This is a genomic window from Dongia deserti (genome assembly GCF_003574735.1).
In the GTDB taxonomy this organism is placed as follows: domain Bacteria; phylum Pseudomonadota; class Alphaproteobacteria; order Dongiales; family Dongiaceae; genus Dongia_A; species Dongia_A deserti.
Window position 1 is genome coordinate 1 of record NZ_QORW01000002.1, and the last position, 18,261, is coordinate 18,261.

Sequence of the window (18,261 nt, forward strand, 5' to 3'; positions counted from 1 at the left end):
AACTCGTCCTGTCGATGCCGTGACTTGCAAGGAAAGGAGTAGATGGTGGGATCGATCGATCCGGGACGAAAGACAATCCGTGCCATCCACCGGCGCTTCGACGCCGCACTCGTGAACGAACTTTCCTCGCGGAAACCATCTTGGCCCGCGATCAGTCACGATCGCACCAACAGGCCGGACATATGGACGCAAGCGATCGGACCTGCTCAACCAATCAACCTTGCAGGCAAAGGGCCGTCCACATATGGATGGTCGCACCAAGTGCAACCATGACGAAGGGAGAACGACGGCGCGAATCATGCGTCAGTGCTTATGCGTTTCCGCGAACGCCTTCTTCTGCTCGCCGCTGGCTTCCTTCTGGTGCTTCGCCTTCCACTCCTCGTACGGCATGCCGTAGACGATCTCGCGCGCTTCCGGGTCGCTGAGCGTCACACCTTTTTCCTCGGCGGCGGCGCGGTACCACTTCGACAGGCAGTTCCGGCAGAAGCCGGCAAGGTTCATCAGGTCGATATTCTGCACGTCGGTGCGCTCGCGCAGATGCTGAACCAAGCGCCGGAACGCGGCGGCTTCGAGTTCAGTGCGGGTCTTGTCATCCATCTTGCGCCTCATTCGAAATCTTGGTCTCTGCGATCAGCTGATCCACCACCATGCGCAGCGCCTGCGCGCGCTCGATCCCGTCATCGATCGCCCGGTTATAGAGTGCCACCTGGCGGTGGGCGGAGGTGCCGCGTGCGATGATGGTACGGGCATGCAGCACTTCCTTCTCGCACCCGAAGAATTGGGCATCGGGCGCCACCAGTTCAATGATCTCCTCGATCAGTGCCGGGACCGGCACGATCTCCCCCTTGCCGAAATCCACCAGCCCCTCGTCGATGCCGTAGCGCTGCGCGCGCCAGCGATTCTCGTTGATCAGCATCGCGGCATAGCGCCGCCAACGCTGGTTGGAGTGGCGCAGGCGGTAGAGCATCCGGACGATGCAACGATAGATCGCTGCGACGCACAGCGTATCCTCGAGCAGCGTGCAGGCATCGGTGACGCGCAACTCCAAGGTCGGGAACCGCGCGCTCGGGCGCAGATCCCACCAAAGCTTGGTGCCGTCCTCGATCAATCCAGCCTTGATCAGCACTTTCAGATGCCGTTCGTACTCGCCCCAGGAATCGAAGATCTCCGGCAAGCCAGTGCGCGGCAATTCGTCGAACACCGCCAGGCGAAAGCTCTTGAGCCCGGTATCCTCTCCTTGCCAGAACGGCGAGGAGGTCGACAGCGCCAGCAGATGCGGCAGGAAATACGAAGCCTGGCTCATCAGATCGATGCGCAGCTCTGGATCTTCCAATCCCACATGCACATGCATGCCGCAGATCAGCAAGCGGCGCCCCAGCGCCTGCAGATCGCGCGCCAGCATGTTATAGCGCTCCTTGTCGGTGTGCATCTGCCGCGCCCAGTTGGCAAAGGGATGCGTCGAGGCGGCGATCGGCGCCAGGCCGAAACGCCCGGCCAGCTCCCCCACCACTGAGCGGAACTCGCGAAGCTGCTGGCGCGCCTCATCGAGTGTTTGACAGATCGACGTTCCAACCTCGATCTGCGAGCGCAGGAACTCCGGTGTCACGCGTTCGCCCAGCGCGATCTTGGCGGCCTCGAACAGTTCCGGCGGCGGATTAGCGACCAGATCGCGGGTCTCGCGATCCACCAGCAGATACTCCTCCTCGATGCCCAGTGTGAAGCCAGGCTCCTTGATCATGACGCTGCCCCCGATTGCAGGCGCATTTCGTGCAAGGCCGGATTGTCCAGCACATCCTTGAGCACGCGATGCAGGATGCCGGCCCATTTCTCCTGCCCGCTGTCATCGGCGATCAGGTCCTGCCGGATCTCCAGCAGGGCATGCGCAAGCCCGAGCGCCTCCGCATGCGCCTTGATCGAGTAGCCGTGCCCATCGCGCCCCGAGTAAGGCTCGTTGTCCCCGACCACTAGATCCGGCTCCTCCGCCAGGCGACGCATCAGCGGCACCGGCATGCGCGCATCGTTGTTCCACAAGACCCCGACATGCCACGGTCGCTGGAACCCATTCATCACCGGCGTGAAGGAGTGCAGCGAGATGATGACGGGAGTGCGCCCCGACGCGATGCGTCCCTGGATCTCTTCAGCCAAGCCCCTGTGATACGGCAGGAAGATCTCCTCCTGCCGCCGATGCCGGTCGGCCGCACTCAGCCCGCGATTGCCCGGCACCGGCACCCGGTCGCTTTCCTGGGCGATCGAGGTCGGATCATCCAGATGACGATTGCAATCGATCACCAGTCGCGAATAGCCGGTCATGAAAAACGGCGCATCGAGCGAGTGGGCGAGCCGCCGCCCCAGTCCCGCGATCCCGATGTCCCAGGCGATGTGCTGATCGAGTTCACGCTGGCCGAGGCCCAGCGTGCCCAGCGCTCTGGGAAAGGCACGGCCGGCATGGTCGCAGAACATCACCAGTTCCGCGCGTCCTTCGCGATGAAACACGGAGAATGGCGGCGGATCGTCCGGACCCAGCAATGTGGATGGCGCTGATGTGGGCTGAGCGTCCTGCATGACCGCAAGATTGACCGATCTACGGCGGCAAGCATAGAAGATGCGCACCGCCTTGTCGATCCGACCCGCCCCTTCCTGGATGAATGCTCAGCAACCCCTCGCCGATCGGCCCCTTACCGATCAACTGGCGCTGCCAATTCTGCTGCTTGGCGCGGTCTCGATCTCGTTCTCGGGCATTTTCGTCAAGCTGTCGGAGGTCGAACCGATTTCGACCGCCTTTTTCCGCATGGCTCTGCCGTTGCCCGTGATGGCGATCGGGCTCTGGATGTCCGCGCGCCAGCGCCCTGATGGCAGGCTGCCGCGCATCGGCTGGCGCGGCTGGGCGGGCATCCACGTCGCGGCATTCTTCCTCGCTTTCGATCTCATCGTCTGGCACTGGTCGCTCAAGCTGATCGGCGTGGGGATCGCGACCTTGCTCGGCAACACGGCGCCGATCTGGGTTGCGCTCGCCGGCGTCGTCTTCTTCAAGGAGCGGTTCTCGTCGCACTTCCTGATCGGTCTTGCCGTCGCGCTGGGCGGCGTCTTGCTGCTGGTGCTGGGCGGCGATCGACCGCTGGCGATCGGCGACTGGCTTGGCCTGATGCTGGCGACGGCAGGGGCGATCGGCTACGCGGGCTACTTGCGCGGCGTGAAGGCGGCGCGCAACACAGTCGGTCTGGCCCAGGTGATGTTCTGGACCTCGGCCTGCACGGCGCTCTGGCTGTTGCCGGCCGCCCTGCTCACCGAAGACAGGATCGTGCCGCAAACCGTGGATGGCTGGCTCGCCGTCGCCGGCCTTGCCTTCATCAGCCAGACTCTCGGGCAGGGCCTGATCTCCTGGGCGCTCGGCCATCTGCCCGCCGCCTTCTCCTCGGTCAGCCTATTGCTGAATCCGGTGGCCTCCGGCATCTTCGCCTGGATCATCCTGGGCGAGGCTCTGACTGCGGCCCAGATCGGCGGCGGTTTCGCCGTCCTGCTGGGCATTTTCGTCGCGCGGCCGCGCCCGCAGAGCCGCGCGCCGGAAACCGTCCAGGGCGCACCGCCGCCCAAACCTGTCGCTCCTTCGACTTGACCAGATAGCCTGCACCCATAGAGTGCCGGACGCAGACGAAGGGGAGCAGTCGTGACCGACGATCGGGACATTTTGCGGCGCTTGTTCGAAGCGGCGATCGGGGCGGTTGACCCGCTGAAGATCCTGGCGCCCCATCTGCCCCCTCCGCCCAAGGGTCGCACCATCGTGCTCGGTGCCGGCAAGGCGGCCGCCGCCATGGCCAAGGCCGTGGAGGATCATTGGCCCGGCCCTTTGTCGGGCCTTGTCGTCACGCGCTACGGCCACGGACTGCCCTGCCAACGGATCGAGGTGGTGGAAGCCTCCCATCCGGTGCCCGACGCGGCGGGCCAGCAGGCCGCACGGCGCATCTTGGCGATGGCCGAGGGCCTCCGCGAAGATGACCTCGTTCTGTGCCTGATCTCAGGCGGCGCATCCGCTCTACTCGCCATCCCGGGCGAAGGGCTGACGCTCGCCGACAAACAGGCAGTCAACAAAGCCCTGCTGAAATCCGGCGCCAACATCGGCGAGATGAATTGCGTGCGCAAGCATCTGAGCGCGATCAAGGGTGGCCGGCTCGCCGCCGCGGCGCACCCGGCAAAGGTCGTCAGTCTCCTGATCTCCGACGTGCCCGGCGACGACCCGTCCGTCATCGGTTCTGGCCCGACGGTCGCGGACCCGTCGACGCGGCTCGATGCCCTGGCCATCATGCACAAACACGGCATCGACAATGCGGCTGCGCTGCGGCTCCTGTCATCGCCCGCTTCGGAGACGCCAAAGCCGGATGATCCGCGCCTCGCGCGCTGCGAGACCCGGATGCTTGGCACCATGCAGGCGGCGCTGCAAGCCGCTGCCGAACTGGCCCGCAAGGAAGGCCTCACACCGATCGTCCTTGGGGATCTGGAGGGTGAGGCGCGCGACGTGGCGCTGGTCCATGCCGGCATCGCGCGGCAGGTCGCACGCTTTGGTCAGCCCATGCCCGCCCCCGCTGTGATCCTCTCCGGCGGGGAAACCACTGTGACGGTTCGGGGTCAGGGCCGCGGAGGGCGCAACGCAGAGTTCCTGCTCGCTTTGGCGGTCGCGCTTGACGGTCATCCCGACATCTCTGCAGTGGCCGGAGACACCGATGGCATCGACGGGACTGAAGACAATGCCGGCGCCCTGCTCACCCCCGACAGCCTGCCGCGCGCTGCGGCAAATGGAATTAACGCAAAGGCAATGCTTGCCAACAACGATGGCTATGGGTTCTTCTCCCAATTGGGGGACCTGATCGTTACCGGGCCGACGCGGACCAATGTCAACGACTTCCGCGCCATTCTGGTTCGGTCATAGGCACAAGAACTGGGCAGCAGTCAGCAATGAGACGACAACGCAAAGCTAAGATCGTGGCCACACTGGGACCGGCCAGCTCGACGCGCGAGCAGATTGCCGCACTGTTTCGTGCCGGCGCCGACGTCTTCCGTCTCAATTTCAGCCACGGAACGCACGAGGATCATCAGAAACGCTACGAGGTGATCCGCGAAGTGGAAGAGGAAATGGGCCGCCCGATCGGCATCCTGATGGATATGCAGGGGCCCAAGCTGCGGGTCGGAACCTTCACGGACGGCTCGGTAGAGCTCAAGAGCGGCTCCACCTACCGCCTGGACCTCGACGAGGCCAAAGGCAACGCCAAGCGCGCACAACTGCCGCATCCGGAGATCTTCGAGGCCGTCCAGCCTGGCACCAACCTGCTGATCGATGACGGGCGGCTGCGCCTGCGCGTGAAAAAGGCCGGAAGCGATTATGCCGAGTGCGAGGTCGTGGTCGGCGGCAAGCTCAGCGATCGCAAGGGCGTCAATGTGCCCGATGTCGTGCTACCGCTCTCGCCCCTCACACAGAAGGATCGCGTCGACCTGCATTTCGGCATCGACCTCGGCTGCGACTGGGTGGCGATGTCGTTCGTGCAGCGGCCGGAAGATGTCGCCGAATTGCGCAAGCTGATCGGCGGCCGCGCCAAAGTGATCACCAAGCTGGAGAAGCCTGCCGCCATTGACCGGCTGGAGGAGATCGTCGACCTCTCCGATGCGGTCATGGTCGCGCGCGGCGATCTCGGCGTCGAGATGCCGCCCGAGGATGTGCCGGCCATCCAGAAGCGCATCGTCGCAGCATGCCGCAAGTCGGGCAAACCGGTGGTAGTGGCGACCCAGATGCTGGATTCCATGGTGCATTCGCCAGCGCCGACGCGCGCCGAAGCCTCTGACGTGGCGACCGCGGTCTATGACGGCGCCGATGCGGTGATGCTGTCCGCGGAAACGGCCTCAGGCCAATATCCGGTCGAAGCCGTTGCGATGATGAACCGCATCATCGAGCGCGTGGAGCGCGACCCGACCTATCGCCGCATCATCGAGGCGCAGCATCCGGATCCGCAGGCTACGGGCCATGATGCGATCAGCGCCGCGGCAGCCCAGGTGGCGCACACTCTGTCGGTTTCGGCCATTGTCACCTATTCGACCTCCGGATCGACCGTGCTGCGCGTGGCGCGCGAGCGGCCGGAAGTGCCGATCCTTGCCCTCACGGCGTCGCTTTCGACCGCACGGGCCCTGTGCCTCGCCTGGGGCGCGCATTGCGTGCTGATCTCCGACCTCAAGCGTTTCTCCGAGATGGTCGACAAGGCGTGCAGCATCGCGCTGAAACAGGAAATGGCGCGGCTGGGCGACCGGGTGGTGATCACCGCCGGTGTGCCCTTCGGGACGCCCGGCTCCACCAACATCCTGCGCGTCGCCTGGGTCGAGGAATAAACCAGGCGTGCTCAGGGTCGCTGTCTTCAATGATACCGCTCCCTCCCGCCATTTCGGATGCGAAGCGGTCATGGCGGCGATCGAGGCCAACGTCGCCGTCCGTGGTGCCCAGATTTGCTTTCGCAATCCCGTGAACACGGCCTGGCAGTCGGATCCCGCCGCACTCGCAGCCATCGAAGAGGCCGATCTGATCCTGGTGAATGGCGAAGGCACGATCCACCATGGCAAGCACGCGGCCGTGAACCTCGCGCAGCTGGGCCCGCATTGTAGGGCTCGTGGCAAACCCTGTTTCCTGATCAATGCAACGCTGCAGGCCAACAACCAGGCGATCGTGACCGATCTGGCCGCCTTCGACGCAATCTGGGTGCGTGAAGGACGATCGGCCCAGGATGCGAAGAGCTGGGGCCTCACGGCCGAGGTCTGCGGCGATCTCTCCTTTTTTCATGACCTGCCGCATCATGAGGGCGGAGAAGATCGCGGGCTCGTGCTCGATTCCGCCGATCCTCGGATCACGGCTGAGCTGGCTGGGGTCGCAGCCAGGCTCAAGGCCGATTTCGTCGCCATGCGTCATAATAGGAGGGGCATGAAGGCTTACAAGAAACAGCCGCTGCGCTGGCGCTATGAGACCAGCAAGCCGACGGCGACTTTTCCCGGCATCGTCACGTTCCGGCAATTCGCCGCCCATCTCGCGCGCCGCCCATTCCTGGTGACTGGCCGCTTCCATGGTCTCTGCTTTGCAGTGAACAGCCGCATTCCCTTTTCGGCGGTGTCTCTGGGTGTTTGGAAGAGCGATGCGGTGCTCGCAGACATAGGCCTCCATCCGGCTCGGCTCTTCCAGCCTGGTGCCATTCCGCAGCCTTTCACGTCAAGCGAACTGGATCAGTTGGACGCTTATCTCAGCGATGTCCGCGGTCGTATTGCGGCAATGTTCGATCGCATCCTGCCGAGCGGGGAACAGGTTCGATGAAGCTTCCCTTTGACTGGAAAGACTGGCTTGCCGATCATCGGCCGCAGCGGGCGATCGCGCCACTTCTGGAATATTTGGACGGCAAATCCATCGCCATCGTTGGAAATGCCTCAAGTTTGATCGGACACTCGTTTGGCGAGTTGATCGACGAGCACGAGATCGTGGTGCGAATGAATCTTGGCTTCCCGATAAATCCGCGTGCACAAGGCCGGCGCTTCGACCTCTGGTGCTTCTCTCATTATCGGGTTTTGTGTCAGGTGCCGGAAGGTTTCGTAGCACCTCGTTCGGTCTGGATGTCACCCAAGTTCCGCGAGAACCAGGCCGGCATTGATTGCCATTTCTACCCCCAGTCCTGCTGGCGTACGCTGTACAAGCGCCTTGGAGCACGCCCCTCTGTAGGCGCGATGACCATCGATCTCGTCGCGCAAGCTCAGCCGCGCGCGGTCACCGTCGTCGGCTTCGACTTCAAGCGGACCGGCACGTACTACCTGAGAGACAACCATATCGGCCCACACGATTTTCAGGCCGAAGCACGCCACATCATGGACCTTACTGCGCGCCGCTCCTGGCGGTTCATCGCTACATGAGCTTGCTCGGCTGACTTTGCGGCGGCAGATCCAGGCTCGCCAGCGGCGCGAGGTCGAGGGCCTGCGGACGACCCCGAAGGCGCCCGTTCTCACCCTCAGCCTTCCGCGCGCCGCAGCATGCGCTGGTAGAGATAGCCGAGCGCGACCAACGTGAGGCCGAGCCCAAAAAACGACGCGAAGCGATAGAGCCCGGTCAGGCCGCTGGTATCGCCCAGAAACACCTTGAATACGACCAGCACGACGATGCCGGCCGCCGCGTGGCGCAGGGCCGCCAGCCGCCGCCAGATCGCGAGGGCGAGGATCAGCCCGCCATAGATCAGCCACGCGACCGAGTAGCCATAGAACTCGGCATCGCTCCACAACGGATAGCCCCGGTTGAGATCGATGATCTCGCCCTGGAAGAGATGGCGATTGAGCGCGGCGACGCCAATCAGGCCATCAATCAAGGCGATCCCAGCGGCCACGCCCATCGTGGTATTCCTTTGCGCAACATCGAGCTTCGAGCGGCCCACCATGGCCGCCATCGCCATGAACAGCGCGAACCCGCTGCCGAACACGTAGAGGGCGGTGTTGAGGATGGGCAGGCCGTAGACCGGGATGGGATTAAGGAGCGGGTTGGCGAAGCCCCACACCACGATCACCGTAAGCACTGCGGACAGCGCGGCCAAGCCATAGGCGATCCAACGCAGCCGCGCTTCGCCCCGGCGCTGCGCAACGCGCCAGGTGCCGAGCGCCAGCACACCCCACAGCAGGACCAACGTGCCCGCCTCCGCAAATCCGAACGCCGCAGTCTTGAACGCCGCGCCGTGGAACAGATGGCGGATCTCCAGTGTGACCAGCAGGAACCCGAGCAATAGCGCGCCTGCCTGCAGCATCAGCATGAGCCGAAGGTCGCTCGCCCGGCGCGCCAACCAAGCCGTCGCGGCGAAGCAGAGGGTCGGCACGCCGAGCCCATAAGCCAGCCAGTTGAAGATCGGCCGGTCACCCGCCGGGAATCCCGAGTCCAGCACCGCGATGAGGATGGCAGGGGCTGCCACCCAGAGGCCACGCCGCAGCCATGGCTCGTCAATCTTGTTGGCGACCCATGCGATCAGGGGCATCAGCAACGACCACAGGGCCGGCAGCCATTCTCGCTCCACCCACAGCGGCACAGCGGCAGCCAGGAAGCCTGCGCAGGCCAGCACGTGGACACCGAACGCACGGCGATGAAGCCGGTCTTTGAACCGCCAGTGCCGCAGCCGCTCCGCGAAAGCGAGATGCACGGCCGAGAGAATGAGGCAGATGATCGACCAGGGCAACAGCAGGTCGATATCGCGCAAGCGCCAATACGCGATGGCGAGGACTGCTGCCCCATAGATCGCGGAAAGGAGCGACCAGCGTTCGGGATTGCGCGCGCCCCACAACAGGACATAGCCGCCGCCGGTTCCCAGCGCGCCGATGATGACAGCCATCCACAGATAGAGATCAGGATCGAAGGCTGGCTGGAACTGGGCATTCCACGCCAGCAACCCGAGCGCCGGCACTGAGGCCAGAGCGAAGGCCGCGATCTCGTGCACCGGCCGCAGCCGGCCGCTCACCGCGCCGACAATCGCCAATAGGAGAACGAACGCCCAGTCACCCGCCTGGAAGCCCTCGTTCGACAACCAGAGCAGCATCAGCAGCGCAGCGGCAACCGCGCTGCCCAGTCCGACGATCCGTGATTGTGGCCAATCGGTCTCTGTTGACACGCGTGGTGAGAGCCAGAACACGCTCGCCGCTACGACGATCAGATAGACGGGAGCAGCCAGTTGGTCGATGCCACCCATGAGCGCCGCGTCCGATAGCGACACCACCAGGAACGCCCAGCCAAGCCCACCGGCATTTGCGATCGCCGGCAAGTACCACCATGCTCGCTGCCCTTCCAGCCACAGCGCGCCCAACTGCAGCAGATAGAGATAGCTCAACAGAATCGCCGGATGAGGTTCACCGGTCGAAACCACTGCTGGCGTGATGAAGCCGCCCGCCAGCCCGACCAGACCGACGAACGGTCCATGCCGCAGGGCCAAGCCGATCGCAACGAACGTGAGTGCCGCGAGGATCACGAACGCCAAGGCCGGCGCAATCAGCTGGTAGAGCGCTACCGCAGCGAAGAGGCTGGCATAGAGGGCCGCGATACCGGCCGCCGTCAAAGCCTGCCCGATCGTGCCAGATTTGCGGCGCATGAAATCGCCGGCAACCAGCAGCGCAATGCCAAGCAGGATACCGAGCACGACGCGCAGACCCGGCCCCAGCAGGCCCTCTTCGATCGAGTATTTGACCAGAAAGAAGCTTGCCAGCGCGATGCAGATACCGCCAAGCCAGACGAAGCCACGCGCGCCCAGCCGCTGCTCGAGCCCGCGCGCTTCAGGTTCGGCGGGAGGCAGCGGGATGTCAGGCGCCGTTGGTTCCGGCGGCACCGAAGGAGCAGCCTTGAAGGCAGGTTCGGGCGCAATCGGTACTTCGGGTGCGGGCGGCTGCGTGGGTGCCGGTGGAGCCGGCTGCGGCGGTTCTTCTACCGGATGCGATGGGCGATGCGGCATGTAATCCGCTGTCGCTTGCCGGTCGCGCAGGTTTCGCAACTCGTGGCGCAGCAGGGCGATTTCGCGCTCCAGGCGCTGAGTCGCGCGAAAAGCGAGGACGCTGAGCGCCGGCACCACGAGCACAAAGAAGATCGCGCCCCCGACCAGGATCAATCCCCACAAGGACTCGAAGATCACCACTGATTGCGCCCCCATGATCTTCGGGCGACTCGCCACCACCCCGGCGGCAGCCCGGCTCAATCATGGCGCGGCGGGCGGCACTTGCGCAACCGTCGCCTGCGAGTGCCACTCACAGGCGGCACGGTCGATCGCTACTTGTTGTTGCCTTGCCGAGCCGGCGCAGAGCCGCCACCTTCCTGCTGCGCGATCAGCGTCGGGACAGTCAAACCGGATGGGATGGTCACGCGCGGATCGCGCTTGTAGACGTCGTTGCGGAAATTGGCAACGCCCTGCTCGTCCACCCAGGCCGTCATGTAGACAATGTGCAGCGGGATCGGCCGCGCCAACTTGGCATACGTAGTCTTGCCGCCTTTCACGATGTCTTCGACGCGCTCGCGGTTCCAGCTGGAATCGTCCTGCAACAGGAAGGTCGCGAGGCCAAGCGGATCGTCCACCCGCACGCAGCCGGAGGAGAAGAACCGGTCCTGCTTCGCGAACAGCTTGGGCGCCGAAGTGCCGTGGATGAACACCGAATGGTCGTTCTGGAAATCCAGCTTCATCGGGCCTAGCGCATTCTCCGGGCCGGCATCCTGCTTCAGGCGATAGGGGAAATGGCCGCCCTGCTTCACCTCTTTCCAATTCACGGTGCGCGGATCGATCTGGCGACCGTCGGAAGTATAGACGCGCACATTCTTGCTGGCGAAATAGCCCGGCTCATCGAGCTCGTGCTTCAGCATATCGATGGCGGCAATCTTCGCCGGCACCGACCAATCGGGGTTCAGCTTCGCCTGGAAGATGACGCTCCTCAGCAGCGGCGTCTTGCGCGACTGCTTCCCGACGATCGCATTGGCGTGATAGGTCGTCACGCCGTTCTCGATGACCCGCAGTTCCGTGCTGGGAACATTGACGAATACGAAGCGGTCTTCCATGTCCGGGCTTTCGGCACGCATGCGCTCGAGATTCAGCAGCACCATCTTCAGCCGCTGCTCGGCCGAGACATTCATCTCCTCGATGGTGCGCTTGCCGATCACGCCGTCGTCGTTCAGTCCATGCGCCTTCTGGAAGACCCTCACCGCCACCTCAAGCGCCGGGTCGTAGAGCTCCGGATCGGTGCCAAGCGTCCGCAACTCGCCTGTTGCCAGCAGCCGCTCAGCGACTTGGCGCACCCGCGGCCCCTTGTCGCCCGGCTCGATCTTTTCGGTACCCGATACCGTCGGCCAGCCACCGCGCTGGTAATAATCGACGTAGGTCGGCAAGACGGCATGCAGCCGCCAAAACATGTGGAAGCTCGGGAACTGCATTGCGACCGCACGCGCAGGATCCTTGGCATTGCGCAGGCTGCCGAGGAGCTCGACGCCAGGATTGGGCTGGTTGCCGAGTACGCTCGTCGCGTCATAGGCGCCGGCGATGTAGAGCGCACTCATCATCGCCTCGATGTCGGCTGCACGCTCGACCGGCGCGACCGGCGAAAGCAGCGGTGGCAGCCCGGCCCATGCCGCCTGGATGTCAGCCGGTACCGGCATGCCGGCGGCGAGCGCCTTCGGCACCTGCTGCTGCAGCTGGGAGCCAAGCGCGCTATAGCCCGTCGGCCCGACCCACAGGGCCGGTGCGCCGGCTGCGTAGAAGGATTTCAAACCCGGCCAATCAATTGAGAGCCCAGCCAGACGTTGACTCTGCTGCAGGCGGTCGACCGCCGCTTCAATTCCGGAGATCGCAGGCGCGACAGCAGCGGGGGGCGGTGTCGACATTCCCTGCCGTCCCGGCACAGGGACATTGCGCTCGTCCTTATCGGCTAGGGCCGCGTCGGAAAGACTCGCCGCAACGAAGGCCAGGCAAAATGTACTGACTATCAGACCTCCCCAATGTGAACGCAGCATTCAGCCCTCTGCTATCTTATTGAAATTCAGCTCAAAACCGCCCGATACCTGACTCGTAAACAGACAGGTCGGGAAAATAATAGGTGGCGGTTACGGAATTGTCACCGGAACGGCCCCGATATCCGGTGGAACTGTGCCCGGGGTCACACTATCAGACCGTCAGGCCGGGCCGCCCGAATGCAGTGGCCGCGATCGTGGATTCGATGAAGATTCTGAGGCCGGTCGGCTCCTCGAACACCTTGTCAGCACGCTCGGTCTTGACCTGGATCTCCACCGCGCCGGCCCGACTCGCCATATGCGCGGCTTCCACCCCGACCAGTTCGGTGCAATAGCGCGCCGCCTCCTCCAGATCGACGAAGTCCTTGATGCCCGTCGCGTGGTGCGCGCGGAACAATCCTTCCTGCGGTTGCGTGATGGTTGCCGTCGCGCGCTGCAGCACGCCGCCTGCCACTGCGCCGACGGCGTTGGAGACATCGGCATGTGGCGGGATGACGAGACGCGTACGCAGCCGCTTGGCGATCTCGGGATAGTAGCTCGCGACCGGCGCGCCGATCGCCGCCAGCGGCGCATTCAGCCTCAACTCGGACACGATGAGCGCATCGGCTGGTTGGCTCGGCGACAGCGACCGGCGGATCAGATCACGCCCGAGCTGTCCCCAGTGATGGGGATCGACGCCGCTGGTCTCGCGGATCGCGGCGTCGAGGATGACTTCGCCCGACTGGCGCACCACCTGCTCGATGACGTCGCTGCACAGCTGCTCGTGATCGGCCGGTGGCTTCCAGATCGGATTGGCCGGGCGGCGCAGGAACTGTCGCGCAGCAAGCTCTGCTGCCTCACGGTTCCAATGGTTCTGCAACCCGAGCACATGCGCCGCGTCGCTGGGCGTGAAGCCGCTGATTGCCACCAAGCCGCGATCCAGCAGACGTCCCAGGTGCCGCTGCGTCGCGGGGCTGTAGAGCAGATCAGCAAGCGCGACCGGTCCCGCTTCCAGCTTGTCCCACAACTCGAGCTGCCCAGCGCTCAAGCTGCTGCGGCCCGCATCAAGCGGACGCTGGCGGAGCGCGAACTGTCCGCGATGAGGCACGATCTCCTCGGTCGCATCCTGCGCTTTCAGCACGAGCAGAACGGAGGGAAACTGCGTCGCCAGCAGGCTAACCGGAACGGCGCGGCGCGGGCCCACCACGAAGCCATGATGATCGTCGATGCGGACCTCGCTGTCGCCACCGAGGCCATAGGTATGGACGGCCACCGCTTCGACCATGGTCTTCCAGCCGCCGACCGTTGCCCCCTCTTTGTTCAGCACGGGGCGACCGCCGCGCAGCATTGCGATATCCGTCGTGGTCCCGCCCATGTCTGCGACCAGGATGTCGTCCTCGTGCGCCAGATGCCGTGCACCGACTAGGCTCGCGGCGGGTCCGGAGAGGATGGTCTCGACTGGGCAGGTGAGCGCGAGATCCGACTTGATGAGCGAGCCATCGCCCTTCACCACCATCAGCGGCGCCTTGATGCCCTTGCGTGCCAGCAACTGCTCGACTGCCTGGATCAGTTGCTGTAGCTGGGGAATGAGGCGTGCATTCAGCGCGGCGGTGAGTGCACGACGCGGCGCATCGAGCTTGGAGGTGAGTTCATGGCCGCACGTAACCGGCTCGCCCGTCAGCTCGCGCACCAGGGCGCGCACCGCGATTTCGTGCGCCGGGTTGCGGACGGAAAAGTAGCCGCTGACCGCGAAGGCTGCGACCTTTGGCGCATGCTCCAGGATCGCGGCGCGCACCGCCGCCACATCCAGCTCGGCCTGCTGCTCGCCCGTCGGCTTATGGCCACCGGCAACCATGACAACGGGATCGCTGCCCATTGCCTGGCGCAGGCCGGCCCGCTCCAGCGCCTTGGCATCGTAGCCCACGAGGATGAGGCAGATCGGCGCACCATGCTTTTCCACGATCGCGTTGGTGGCGAGTGTGGTGGAGATCGAGACCATCGCGATATCGGCAACGCCGTGGTCCTGCGGCAAATGCGGCAGGATCGCTTCGACGGCACCGGTGAGGCCGATGGAAAGGTCGTGCTTGGTGGTGAGCGCCTTGGCTTTGGCGATCACGCCACCATCCTGGTCCCCGCGCGCGGAATCGAACAGGACCGCATCGGTATAAGTTCCGCCCGTATCGAGCCCCAGCAGGATTGGCAAGTTTCGCTCCAAAGGACATGGCCCCGCTGTTCCTATCCGGCTTGCGGAGCCGGCGCAACATGGCGGAACAGCGCATCGGCTGGCTTGCCCAAAAAACGCCGCGCAGCTGCTCGAATTGTGCAAGAGCGGGGTGTCGTCGACCAACTGCCTACAGTTGTTTCACGGTCTCTGCCGTCTCCGCGTCCGCCGGAAAGAACGACTCCAGCGCCAGCTCCGACAGCGTGATGTCCACGGGGGTTCCGAACACGGTTGTGGTGCTGAGGAAGCTCAGCACGCGATCGCCGTGGCGGAATCGGAAGGGTACTGCAATGGCCGCGCCGTTCACGTGCGCAGTGCCCGGCGACGACGGGCTAGAATAGGACCGCAGTTCCTTCAGCAACTCCACCAGCACAGTATCGGCGCTGACGTCGATCTGCTGGCGCAGCCGCTGCAGCAGATGGGCGCGCCATTCGGCCAGGTTGACGATGCGCGGGGCTAGACCCCCGGGATGCAGGCTGAGGCGCAGGACGTTGATCGGCGGCTTCAGCAGCGCGGCGTCCACACCCGCCAGCAGCGGCGCCACGCTGCGATTGGCCGCGATCAGGCTCCAATGGCGATCGATCGCGATCGCCGGATTCGGTGCGTGTGCTGCCAGCACCTGTTCCATGGTTGCCCGCGCCGCCTTGAGCTCGGGATCATCGATGGACCGCTCCCGGAAGACTGGTGCGTAGCCCGCCGCGACCAGCAGCTGGTTGCGCGCGCGCAGCGGAACGTCCAGCCGATCTGCCAGATGCAGCACCATGTCGCGGCTGGGCAGAGCGCGGCCGGTCTCGAGAAAACTGAGATGGCGGGTTGAAACCTCCGCCTCGGTCGCGAGCGCGAGCTGGCTGAGGCGCCGGCGCTGGCGCCATTCGCGCAGCAATGCGCCGATTGGCTGAACCATCTGTGTCATATGCCGACCATAGCGCAGCCGCCTGAACGGCTCCAATTACCTCCGACGTAATCGACCAGCTGCCGGAATCGCGCGAGCATCCGGCCGCGCCGCACCGATGCGGTTCGAAAGAACGGAGGATACGATGTCAAGCTCTACAAACTGGTCCTTGCTGCGTCTGGCACTACTGGCGGACGCGATTGCCAGCGGCGCCATGGGCGTACTGTTGGCGGCCGCCGCAGCGCCGCTAGCCGACTGGCTCGGCCTCCCGCTCGTGCTATTGCGGCTGGTCGGCCTGATCCTCATCCCCTACGCCGGCCTGCTCGCCTATCTCGGCACGCGGCAAGCGACATCGCGCCTGCCCGCGCAGTTGATCGTCGCAGGCAACGTGCTGTGGGTTGCGGGCAGCATACTGTTGCTCGTGACGGACCTTTTCTCACCGACCACGCTTGGCATGGCCTTCGTGATCGCGCAGGCCCTGGTCGTGGCGATTCTCGCGGAGGCGCAGTTCATCGGCTTGCGGCGGCAGCACCGCCTCGCCGCCGGCTGAGCGGTCACGGCAGCGGACGCGGTGTCGCCACGCTCCTGCCGTCGTAGGTGCCGGTGAGCGTCATTGCGTCCGTCGTCGTGTTATGTCGGTATGTGATCTGCCCGTGGTGCGATCCGCTGATCGCGAGATCGAGCGTCAGCCCGACATCTTCCGCGCCGTCTTCGATTCGCGTCGCGCTGCCATCCACGATCAGGCCCGGCCACCAAGCACACTTGCTGAAGGTATAAGCGGCGCCCTCTTCCGCCGCGCTCGCCTCTAGCGAGCCGCCGAAATCGCAGCCGATCGCGAGCGGCTCGTTGCCGTCCCAGCCGGCGAGTTCCGGCGAGCGTTCGATCTCCGTCTCCACGGCTCGGGCCACCTCAAACGCATCGCTTGCAGCGGACAGCTCTCGTAGTGTGAGCGGCGTGTAGCCGCCGATCAGGTCCTGGCTGCAGACCTGCTCTTTGGCTTCGGGCAGGGTGCCGTGGAACATCAGACCGAACACGATCTCATCCGGGCAGGCCAGCGCGCGGCCCCAGATGACATGCGGGCCGTTCTTCATCGAAACCATGTAGGTGTCCTGCGCTTTGTCGAGGACCGCATAGGACATGGTGATCGGCGTGATCGGATCGGCATCGGCGTTGAGGATCAGGGTCGGGAACGCGCCGCCGACATATGGCTTCGGCCGCTCCTTGGGGCCGCGCTTCGGCCAGAAGGCACAGGCAAGCCTTTCTGCGAAATAGGCCCGCAGCAGTCGCGGTGCCTGCGGCGCGAAGGCCTTGGCACGCTCGATGACCTCGCGCGCCGCCGCTTCACCGTCTTCCGGACCTTCGCCGTAGTCGCTGCACGTGATGGCGTAATAGGCGGCGCCGAACCAGGCCGGGTCAGGCGCGCCCTGCTCGGTGGCGGGATCGATGGCGAGATTCGAATAGGCCAGCCGCAACATGGGCAGGTACTGTCCCCGGGACGCCGCCGCCAATGCGCGCAGGAAGGAAGCGCGATCGTCCGGGCCGTACAGCGCATAGAACGCATCGGCCTCCAGCATCGCTGCGGTCAACTGGCGCTTGGCGATCGTCCCATTGCCCAAGGGGAAATCGACGTCGATAGGTAATTTCGCTGCGAGCGCGTCGTAGGCCGCTGCGGCATCGCCCTGCATGTCTTCGCGGCAGGCGATGGTCTCGGCGCACGCCTTGAGAACGCGCGCCAGGATCTTCTCCGCGGCATCGGTATAGGCGGCATAATAGCCGTCCAGATCCAGCGCCAGGTCGACCACGCCGTCAACCACGACGCCTTTGATCGCCGTCGGATAGAGCATCGCATATTGCTGGACGAGCTGCGTGCCGTAGCTTTCGCCATAGACCCACACCTTCGGCGCGCCGATCTTCTGGCGAAAGATCTCAAGGTCGCGGACCGCCTGCTCGGTATCGACAAAATCGAGCAGAGCGCGCGATTTCAGCTCCGTCACGCAGTTGGTCGCGAAGGTCCTGGCGGCCGCAATCGCCGCATCGGGGCGATCGACACTGACCTCCGCCAGATCGAACACGGCCTGCGCGTTCGGGCATGCCATGCCATGATCCGGCCCGACGCCGCGCTGGTCGAAGAACACAATGTCCATGTTCTGAGCCAGACGCTCATCGAAGGCGGCAAGGTAATCGTCCGCGACCTGGATGCCGCTGCCGCCCGGCCCGCCGACCGCGTAGAAGAGAATGCCTTTGCTCTCTACGCTGGCGAAGCTGATGGCATATTCGATCTTGATCGTGGGGCCGATGTTCGCGCGGTGATCGACCGGCACTTCCACCGACACGCAGGTCAGGTTGCTGACTCGGCAAGGCTGGCCGCCCATGTTCTCTATAGTGGTTTTCAGCGTGTCGGCGGCTTCCGCCGCGCCGCCGAGCCATGAGATGACCGACGCGACCAGAATCGCCAGCTTGCTGCCGTGCATGATGTCCCCTAAACCCCAGATCCCGCTGTCTTCAAACCTATCCTGCAACCGGAATGGTCGCAACGCAGGCTTGCACCAAAGGGCATTTCATGGCTCAACTTCTGACCTGCGTTCGCAGCCGCCCCGCCCCGATCGTTCCCTAGCCCACTCACGGAGTCCTGCCCTGTTCCAGTTCGATCGCGACTAT

Annotated in this window: 14 protein-coding genes; 6 read left to right on the top strand and 8 right to left on the bottom strand. The window is 64.6% G+C overall.

All coding sequences use genetic code 11. From position 1 onward, the window contains the following. Positions 1-303 precede the first annotated feature (303 nt). From DTX69_RS03070 to DTX69_RS03080, 3 genes are read right to left on the bottom strand one after another with little or no spacing between them, the layout of a single operon-like run. The gene (locus DTX69_RS03070) at positions 304-597 is read right to left on the bottom strand and encodes a DUF1244 domain-containing protein (protein WP_119300048.1); all 294 of its coding nucleotides are present in this window, start codon (positions 595-597) and stop codon (positions 304-306) included. Beyond that, positions 590-1,735: a carboxylate-amine ligase gene (locus DTX69_RS03075; RefSeq protein ID WP_162916689.1), complete on the bottom strand. Its 1,146-nt coding sequence runs from the start codon at positions 1,733-1,735 to the stop codon at positions 590-592. Before DTX69_RS03075 ends, DTX69_RS03070 begins: the two co-directional genes overlap by 8 nt. After that, a complete protein-coding gene (locus DTX69_RS03080) occupies positions 1,735-2,610 on the bottom strand; it encodes an N-formylglutamate amidohydrolase (protein ID WP_284735518.1) in 876 nt (291 codons plus the stop codon). The genes DTX69_RS03075 and DTX69_RS03080 overlap by 1 nt, the downstream gene beginning before the upstream one ends. Between DTX69_RS03080 and DTX69_RS03085 the strand changes: the two genes are divergently transcribed. The 5 genes from DTX69_RS03085 to DTX69_RS03105 all read left to right on the top strand — a co-directional run bounded on the left by DTX69_RS03085 (position 2,603) and on the right by DTX69_RS03105 (position 7,920). After that, on the top strand, positions 2,603-3,613 hold the full coding sequence (locus tag DTX69_RS03085; RefSeq protein WP_119300050.1) for a DMT family transporter: 1,011 nt from the start codon (positions 2,603-2,605) through the stop codon (positions 3,611-3,613). The genes DTX69_RS03080 and DTX69_RS03085 overlap by 8 nt on opposite strands. A gap of 51 nt (positions 3,614-3,664) precedes the next feature. Beyond that, complete coding sequence (locus tag DTX69_RS03090) at positions 3,665-4,921, top strand: glycerate kinase type-2 family protein (protein WP_119300051.1); 1,257 nt, start codon at positions 3,665-3,667, stop codon at positions 4,919-4,921. A gap of 26 nt (positions 4,922-4,947) precedes the next feature. Further along, the gene (pyk, locus tag DTX69_RS03095) at positions 4,948-6,366 is read left to right on the top strand and encodes a pyruvate kinase (RefSeq protein WP_119300052.1); all 1,419 of its coding nucleotides are present in this window, start codon (positions 4,948-4,950) and stop codon (positions 6,364-6,366) included. 70 nt (positions 6,367-6,436) lie between these two features. Beyond that, positions 6,437-7,333, top strand: a complete 897-nt coding sequence (locus DTX69_RS03100) for a polysaccharide pyruvyl transferase family protein (protein ID WP_119300053.1) — start codon at positions 6,437-6,439, stop codon at positions 7,331-7,333. Next, positions 7,330-7,920: a glycosyltransferase family 29 protein gene (locus DTX69_RS03105; protein WP_119300054.1), complete on the top strand. Its 591-nt coding sequence runs from the start codon at positions 7,330-7,332 to the stop codon at positions 7,918-7,920. The genes DTX69_RS03100 and DTX69_RS03105 overlap by 4 nt, the downstream gene beginning before the upstream one ends. A gap of 95 nt (positions 7,921-8,015) precedes the next feature. On the opposite strand, the gene DTX69_RS03110 is transcribed toward DTX69_RS03105, so the two are convergent. The 4 genes from DTX69_RS03110 to DTX69_RS03125 form a co-directional block, all read right to left on the bottom strand. Continuing rightward, the gene (locus DTX69_RS03110; protein WP_119300055.1) at positions 8,016-10,673 is read right to left on the bottom strand and encodes a DUF2339 domain-containing protein; all 2,658 of its coding nucleotides are present in this window, start codon (positions 10,671-10,673) and stop codon (positions 8,016-8,018) included. A 116-nt stretch (positions 10,674-10,789) separates the two neighbouring features. Next, the gene (locus tag DTX69_RS03115) at positions 10,790-12,385 is read right to left on the bottom strand and encodes a L,D-transpeptidase family protein (protein ID WP_162916588.1); all 1,596 of its coding nucleotides are present in this window, start codon (positions 12,383-12,385) and stop codon (positions 10,790-10,792) included. A gap of 280 nt (positions 12,386-12,665) precedes the next feature. Further along, entirely contained in the window at positions 12,666-14,693 is a 2,028-nt protein-coding gene (locus DTX69_RS03120; RefSeq protein ID WP_162916590.1) for a hydantoinase/oxoprolinase N-terminal domain-containing protein, read from the bottom strand. A gap of 148 nt (positions 14,694-14,841) precedes the next feature. Further along, the gene (locus tag DTX69_RS03125) at positions 14,842-15,624 is read right to left on the bottom strand and encodes a helix-turn-helix domain-containing protein (RefSeq protein WP_119300417.1); all 783 of its coding nucleotides are present in this window, start codon (positions 15,622-15,624) and stop codon (positions 14,842-14,844) included. A 124-nt stretch (positions 15,625-15,748) separates the two neighbouring features. Here DTX69_RS03125 and DTX69_RS03130 point away from each other — a divergent pair, with 124 nt between their 5' ends. Further along, entirely contained in the window at positions 15,749-16,153 is a 405-nt protein-coding gene (locus tag DTX69_RS03130) for a hypothetical protein (RefSeq protein ID WP_119300418.1), read from the top strand. Between the two features lie 4 nt (positions 16,154-16,157). Here DTX69_RS03130 and DTX69_RS03135 read toward each other — a convergent pair whose 3' ends face one another. Further along, positions 16,158-18,074, bottom strand: a complete 1,917-nt coding sequence (locus tag DTX69_RS03135) for an alpha/beta fold hydrolase (RefSeq protein ID WP_119300058.1) — start codon at positions 18,072-18,074, stop codon at positions 16,158-16,160. Positions 18,075-18,261: the final 187 nt, after the last annotated feature.

What these genes read in the sequence shown, in the direction of transcription:
- DTX69_RS03070 (WP_119300048.1), bottom strand. Translation starts at nt 597, where the DNA reads ATGGATGACAAGACCCGCACTGAACTCGAAGCCGCCGCGTTCCGGCGC.
- DTX69_RS03085 (WP_119300050.1), top strand. Translation starts at nt 2,603, where the DNA reads ATGCGCACCGCCTTGTCGATCCGACCCGCCCCTTCCTGGATGAATGCT.
- pyk (WP_119300052.1), top strand. Translation starts at nt 4,948, where the DNA reads ATGAGACGACAACGCAAAGCTAAGATCGTGGCCACACTGGGACCGGCC.
- DTX69_RS03100 (WP_119300053.1), top strand. Translation starts at nt 6,437, where the DNA reads ATGGCGGCGATCGAGGCCAACGTCGCCGTCCGTGGTGCCCAGATTTGC.
- DTX69_RS03105 (WP_119300054.1), top strand. Translation starts at nt 7,330, where the DNA reads ATGAAGCTTCCCTTTGACTGGAAAGACTGGCTTGCCGATCATCGGCCG.
- DTX69_RS03110 (WP_119300055.1), bottom strand. Translation starts at nt 10,673, where the DNA reads ATGGGGGCGCAATCAGTGGTGATCTTCGAGTCCTTGTGGGGATTGATC.
- DTX69_RS03115 (WP_162916588.1), bottom strand. Translation starts at nt 12,385, where the DNA reads ATGTCGACACCGCCCCCCGCTGCTGTCGCGCCTGCGATCTCCGGAATT.
- DTX69_RS03125 (WP_119300417.1), bottom strand. Translation starts at nt 15,624, where the DNA reads ATGACACAGATGGTTCAGCCAATCGGCGCATTGCTGCGCGAATGGCGC.
- DTX69_RS03130 (WP_119300418.1), top strand. Translation starts at nt 15,749, where the DNA reads ATGTCAAGCTCTACAAACTGGTCCTTGCTGCGTCTGGCACTACTGGCG.
- DTX69_RS03135 (WP_119300058.1), bottom strand. Translation starts at nt 18,074, where the DNA reads ATGCACGGCAGCAAGCTGGCGATTCTGGTCGCGTCGGTCATCTCATGG.